The following is a 5,769-nucleotide window of genomic DNA, read 5'->3' as shown; positions in this document are numbered from 1 at the left end:
CCCCACCCGGCACCGGCCTCTCTCCGCACGCGCCGTACTCGCTCGACGTCGAGCCGCTGCAGGAGATCCCCGACATCGTGCGCGAGCGGGGCGGGCGCATCCACCTGCACCTCGGCGAGGCCGCGTTCGAGCGCGAGGGCGACCACGTGCCCGGAGACCCGTGGCACGAGCGGCGACTCGGCAGCTTCCGCGAGCTGCGCGGCGAGGGCATCGGGGTGGGGGCGGCGGAGTTCGTCGACCAGCTCGGCGTGCTCGGCCCCGACTGCCACATCGCCCACGGCGTCTACATGACCGCTCGTGATCGCGCCCTGCTGCGTGCGCGGGGCACGGCGGTCGCGCTCTGCCCCCGCTCGAACGCCGTGATCGGACTCGACGAGCCGCCGGTCGCCGCCTATCTCGTGGAGGGCAACGCGATCGCCGTCGGCACCGACTCGCTGTCGTCGTCGCCGTCGCTCGACCCGTGGGCCGACGTCGCCGCACTGCACCGCATCGCGCGCGGGCAGGGCTATGCGAACCGCGACCTCTCCGCACGGCTCGTGCGGGCGGCGACCCTCGGCGGCGCCCACGCGATGGGCATCGACACCGGGCCCGACCGCACCGGATACCTCGCCGTCGGGGCGCTCGCCGACCTCGCCTTCCTCGACGTCCCCGTCGGAGCGGTGGACGACACGCTCGAGCACCTCGCGACGGCCGGGGAAGGCACGGCCGCCGCGACCGTGGTCGCTGGTCGCGTCCGCTTCGCATCCGACCGGTTCACCGCCGAGACGGGCGTGCGCATCCCGGTGTGACCGCGTGTGTCACCTGACCGCGGGCGATGTGCGAGGCGTGGATAGGCTGTGCGCGATCGCCCGAGCACGGACCACAGCACCCGCTGGCGGTGACCACCCGCTATCCCGCACCTGAGGAGAACCCTGTGATCACGCGCGCTCGCGTCCGCCGCACCGCCGCCGTCGCCGCTCTGGCGGCCGCCACCGTCCTGTCGCTCGCCGCCTGCGCGTTCGCCGGCTCGTCGTCGGGCACCGCCACCAGCGCCGGCCCGAGCGCCGCCGCCCTCGACACGCTCACTGCGGGCAAGCTCACCATCGCCACCGGCCAGCCGGCGTACTCGCCGTGGGTCGAGAACGACGACCCGGCGAGCAAGAAGGGCTTCGAGGCGGCCGTGGCCTACGCCGTCGCCGAGAAGCTCGGCTTCACCGACAGCGACGTCGTCTGGGTGCGCTCGACCTTCGACAGCGCCATCGCGCCCGGTGCGAAGGACTGGGACCTCAACATCCAGCAGTTCTCGGTCACCGACGAGCGCAAGAAGGCCGTCGACTTCTCGTCGCCGTACTACACGACGACGCAGGCCGTCGTGACCACCGGCTCGTCGAAGGCGGCCTCGGCCACCTCGATCGCCGACCTCAAGACCGACGTCATCGGCGTCGCGAGCGGCACTACCAGCTACCGGGTCGCGGCCGAGAAGCTCGGCACCGACAACCTTCGTGTGTTCAACTCGAACGACGACGCCGTGCTCGCCCTGAAGTCCGGCCAGATCGACGCTCTCGTCGTCGACCTGCCGACCGCGTTCTACCTGGCCGGGGCCGAGCTCGACAACGGCAAGGTCATCGGCCAGTTCGACGACACCACCGGCGGCGATCAGCTCGCGTTCGTGCTGCCCAAGGGATCGCCGCTGACCACCGCCGTCACCGCCGCGGTCGACGCACTCCAGGCCGACGGCACGCTCGCGGCGCTGCAGAAGCAGTGGCTCGCCGACGCCGTCAACGCGCCGGTGCTGAACTGACCTCGTCACCAGCCTCCACGGCGCCGGACTGGCAGCCGAGCGAGCTCGAGCTCGCCCGGCGGGCGGTCCGGCGCCGTTCCACCGTGCGCTCGGTGGTCATCGCGCTCGTCAGCAGCGTGGTGGTCGTCGCGGCCCTCGCCGTCGCGGTGGTCACCAGCCCCGGCTGGGAGAGCGTGCGGTCGAGCTTCTTCGATCTGGATGTCGCCATCTCGGCGTTCCCGTCGGTGATCGCCGGTCTGTGGGTCAACATCCAGGTGCTGTTCGTCGCGGCCGCCGCCGTGGCGGTGTTCGGCACCGGACTGGCCGTGCTCCGGTCGCTGCGTGGTCCGGTCTTCTTCCCGCTGCGGGCACTCGCCGCCGGATACACCGACCTGTTCCGCGGCATGCCGCTGCTGATCGTGCTCTACCTGGTGGGCTTCGGTATCCCCGCGCTCGGGTTCTTCGGACGGGTGCCGGTCGTGCTGTGGGGAACCATCGCCATCGTGCTCACGTACTCCGCATATGTCGCCGAGGTGCTGCGTGCGGGCATGGAGGCGGTGCATCCGTCTCAGCGGGTCGCCGCGCGCTCGCTCGGCCTCACCCACGGACAGACCCTGCGCATCGTCGTCATCCCGCAGGGCGTGCGCAACGTCGTGCCCGCGCTCATGAACGACTTCGTCTCGATGCAGAAGGACGTCGGCCTCATCTCGGTGCTCGGCGCCGTCGACGCTGTGCGTGCCGCGCAGATCGAGGTCGCGAACACGTACAACTTCACGCCCTACATTGTCGCGGGGCTGCTGTTCGTCGCGATGAGCCTGCCGATGATCCGCCTCACCGACTGGGTCTCCGCCCGCCTCACCCGCCGTCAGCAGAACGGGGGTGTCGTGTGAGCGCGCTCACCCTCACCGGCGTCCGCAAGCGGTTCGGCGACCACGATGTGCTGCGCGGGGTCGACCTCGTGATCGAGCCGCACGAGGTCGTCGTGCTGATCGGCGCGTCGGGCTCCGGCAAGTCGACGCTGCTGCGCACGATCAACCTCATCGAACGCGTCGACGACGGCCAGATCTTCCTGGGCGGGACCGACATCACCGACCCGGGCATCAACCCCGACCGGGTGCGCTCGCGCATCGGCGTGGTGTTCCAGCACTTCAACCTGTTCCCCCACCTGCGGGTCATCGACAACATCACGCTCGCGGCCCGGCGGGTGCACCGCCAGCGCCCGGCGGCCGCGCGCGCCCGCGCACTCGAGCTTCTCGAGACCCTCGGGCTCGCGCAGAAGGCGCGCGAGTTCCCCGATCGGCTCTCCGGCGGCCAGCAGCAGCGCGTCGCGATCGTACGGGCGATCCTGACCGACCCCGAGCTGCTGCTGCTCGACGAGATCACCAGCGCCCTCGACCCGCAACTGGTCGGCGAGGTGCTCGATCTCGTGCGTGACCTCAAGCGGCGCGGCTCGACGATCCTGATGGCGACCCACGAGATGGCGTTCGCCCGCGAGGTCGCCGACCGCATCGTCTTCATGCACGAGGGGCGCATCCTCGAGCAGGGCACCCCTGAGCAGGTGTTCGACGCTCCGGTGCACCCGGAGACGGCCGCATTCCTCGAACGCGAGGGCCGCTCGCGCGGAGCCTGACCCGGCTACAGCCAGCCGTTCTGCTCGGCGATGCGCGCCGCGTCGCCTCGGTTGCGGGCGCCGGTCTTGCCGATGGCCGACGACAGATGGTTGCGCACGGTGCCTTCGGACAGGTGCAGCATGCGCGCGATGTCCGCGACGCTGCCGCCGGTGCGCGCCCCCTCGAGAACGTCGCGTTCGCGCTCGGTGAGCGGCGAGTCGCCCTGCGCGAGCGAGTCGATCGCCAGCTGCGGGTCCACGACCCGCCCCCCTCGGGCGACCCGGCGCACCGCGTCGGCGAGCTGCGCGGCGGGGGTGTCCTTCACGACGAACCCGGATGCCCCCGCCTGCAGCGCGCGTGACAGGTAGCCGGGGCGACCGAAGGTCGTGACGATGAGCACGCGGCATCCGGGCGCCGTCTCGCGCAGCCGCGCGCACGCGGCGATGCCGTCGAGACCGGGCATCTCGATGTCGAGCAGGGCCACGGTCGCCGCCGCCGCGCGGACGGCGGCCTCGACCTCGTCGCCGCGGCCGACCTCGGCGACGACCTCGATGTCGGGCTCCAGCGAGAGCAGCGCCGAGAGCGCCCCGCGCACGAGGGCCTGGTCGTCGGCGATCAGCAGCCGGATGCCGTCGCTCACAGCTCGACCCGCACCGAGAACCCGCCGAGGTCGCTGCGACCGATGCGCAGGCGGGCGCCGGCGGCATCCGCTCTCTCCCGCAGCCCCGTGAGACCGGTGGACGCGGTGCCGGCCCCGGGCCCGACACCGTCGTCGGCGACCTCGACCACATCGTGCTCGAGCCGGATGCGGCAGCGCGACGCACCCGCGTGACGGATGACGTTCGTGACGCCCTCGCGCACGACCCACCCCGCGAGCTCACGATGTGCCGGGTCGATCGCATCGGTGGATGCGGACGCGTCGAGCTCGATCCCGGCCGCCCGCAGCGCCGCCCGGGCGGCGGCGAGCTCCGCGCTCACGTTCACCTCGCGGAAGCCGCTCACCGCGGCGCGCACGTCGGCCAGGGCGCCGCGGGCAAGCGCCTCGACCTCGCCGATCTCGACGCCCGCCCGCTGCGGGTCGGCGTCGATGAGGCGTCCGGCGAGCTCGGCCTTCACGGTGATGACCGTGAGCGAGTGCCCGAGGATGTCGTGGATGTCGCGCGCCACCCGGCTGCGCTCCCGGTCGGCGGCGAGCACCTCGACCTGGGCCTGCGTCCTGCGCAGCTGGCCGAGCGTGGCGAGGGTGCGTGCGAAGGCGGCCATCATGAGCGAGATCGACACGATGATCGCGGAGTTCAGCACGGCGTCCGCCGGGTCGACGCCGGTCGCGACTGCGATGCCGAAGGCGAGCAGGCCGAGCGCGACGATGGCGATCCAGGTGAACCGCCAGCCGATGACGCTCACGCCCAGCACCACGCCCACGAACGTCCAGGTGGCGCGCACATCCCACCCGAGCCAGGGCATCAGTGCGAAAGACAGCGCGAACAGGCCCAGCACGATCCAGATGCGCCCGCGGCGCGGAGTGGCCCACGCGGTCGGGGCGGCGATCAGGAACGCGGCGGCGAAGAGCAGCACCAGAGTGCTGCCGAGCACCTGCTGCCACAGCTGCGGGGCGCTGAGAACCCCCGGCAGCACGACGAACAGCCACGGCAACGCGATCGCGCCGCCCACGTACCACCCCCGTACGGAGGGAGTCGCCAGCGTCGCACGCCATCCGGCGAGCGAGGCGCGCTCGCCGTCGGCGAGCACCGGCCAGCCCATGCCGCGCACACGATCGGGCGCCTCCGTCTGACTCACATCCCACACGATAGGCCGCGAGGCGGCATCCGCACCCGGACGCCGCCCCGCGGACATCGCGCTCACGCCCGCTTCGTGTCGCGACGGAAGAACACCACCGTGCCGGCGACGAAGATCGCAAGCCACGCGATCGCGTTGACGAGCGCGCCGAGGTCGAAGGCGTCGCCCGTGAGCGGTGCGCGCGCGATCTGGCTGATGCCGTACACGGGGGTGAACTTCGCGATCGTCTGCAGGAAGTCCGGCATGCTCGACAGCGGGTAGAACAGACCTCCGAGGAACGAGAGCAGCACGATCACGAGGCTCGTGATCTGCGCGGCGTTCTCACCGGGGACCATGTAGCCGACCATCAGTCCGAGGGTCGTGAAGACGGCGCCGGCGAGCAGCCACGCCGCGAGACCCGTGACGATCCACTGCACGGGGCTCAGCTGCACACCCGAGAACCCGGCCACGACATACGTGGCCACGATCGCGATGAACCCGAACAGCATGCCGGCGATGATCTTGATGATGACGTTTACCAGGGGGTTGAGCGGCGTGAGCAGCAGCTGCCGGCTCCATCCCTGTGCGCGCTCGAGGGCGACCGATGCGCCGGTCTGCGTGGCC

The 5,769-nt window shown here is 71.8% G+C and carries 7 protein-coding genes; 4 read left to right on the top strand and 3 right to left on the bottom strand.

Annotated features, from left to right (window positions below):
* The 4 genes from ASG00_RS16010 to ASG00_RS00555 form a co-directional block, all read left to right on the top strand.
* Window positions 1-788, top strand: a 788-nt coding sequence (locus ASG00_RS16010; protein ID WP_235559009.1) for an amidohydrolase family protein, incomplete at its 5' end; no start/stop codon positions are given.
* A 125-nt stretch (window positions 789-913) separates the two neighbouring features.
* The gene (locus tag ASG00_RS00565; protein WP_327037324.1) at window positions 914-1,780 is read left to right on the top strand and encodes an ABC transporter substrate-binding protein; all 867 of its coding nucleotides are present in this window, start codon (window positions 914-916) and stop codon (window positions 1,778-1,780) included.
* On the top strand, window positions 1,777-2,649 hold the full coding sequence (locus ASG00_RS00560; RefSeq protein WP_056206294.1) for an amino acid ABC transporter permease: 873 nt from the start codon (window positions 1,777-1,779) through the stop codon (window positions 2,647-2,649). The genes ASG00_RS00565 and ASG00_RS00560 overlap by 4 nt, the downstream gene beginning before the upstream one ends.
* Window positions 2,646-3,389: an amino acid ABC transporter ATP-binding protein gene (locus tag ASG00_RS00555; protein ID WP_200930811.1), complete on the top strand. Its 744-nt coding sequence runs from the start codon at window positions 2,646-2,648 to the stop codon at window positions 3,387-3,389. Before ASG00_RS00560 ends, ASG00_RS00555 begins: the two co-directional genes overlap by 4 nt.
* A gap of 5 nt (window positions 3,390-3,394) precedes the next feature.
* Here the strand turns inward: ASG00_RS00555 and ASG00_RS00550 are convergent, their stop codons facing one another.
* From ASG00_RS00550 to ASG00_RS00540, 3 genes are all read right to left on the bottom strand, one after another.
* Window positions 3,395-4,009, bottom strand: coding sequence for a response regulator transcription factor (locus ASG00_RS00550; RefSeq protein WP_056206121.1), 615 nt, complete (start codon window positions 4,007-4,009; stop codon window positions 3,395-3,397).
* Window positions 4,006-5,223, bottom strand: a complete 1,218-nt coding sequence (locus tag ASG00_RS15575; RefSeq protein WP_235559038.1) for a sensor histidine kinase — start codon at window positions 5,221-5,223, stop codon at window positions 4,006-4,008. Before ASG00_RS15575 ends, ASG00_RS00550 begins: the two co-directional genes overlap by 4 nt.
* Window positions 5,224-5,228: 5 nt before the next feature.
* Window positions 5,229-5,769 (bottom strand): ABC transporter permease (locus tag ASG00_RS00540; protein ID WP_235559008.1); only part of this gene is annotated, 541 nt, incomplete at its 5' end.

This window comes from Microbacterium sp. Leaf351, from assembly GCF_001423825.1.
GTDB lineage: Bacteria > Actinomycetota > Actinomycetes > Actinomycetales > Microbacteriaceae > Microbacterium > Microbacterium ginsengisoli.
This window is presented reverse-complemented; position numbering and strand designations above follow the sequence as displayed.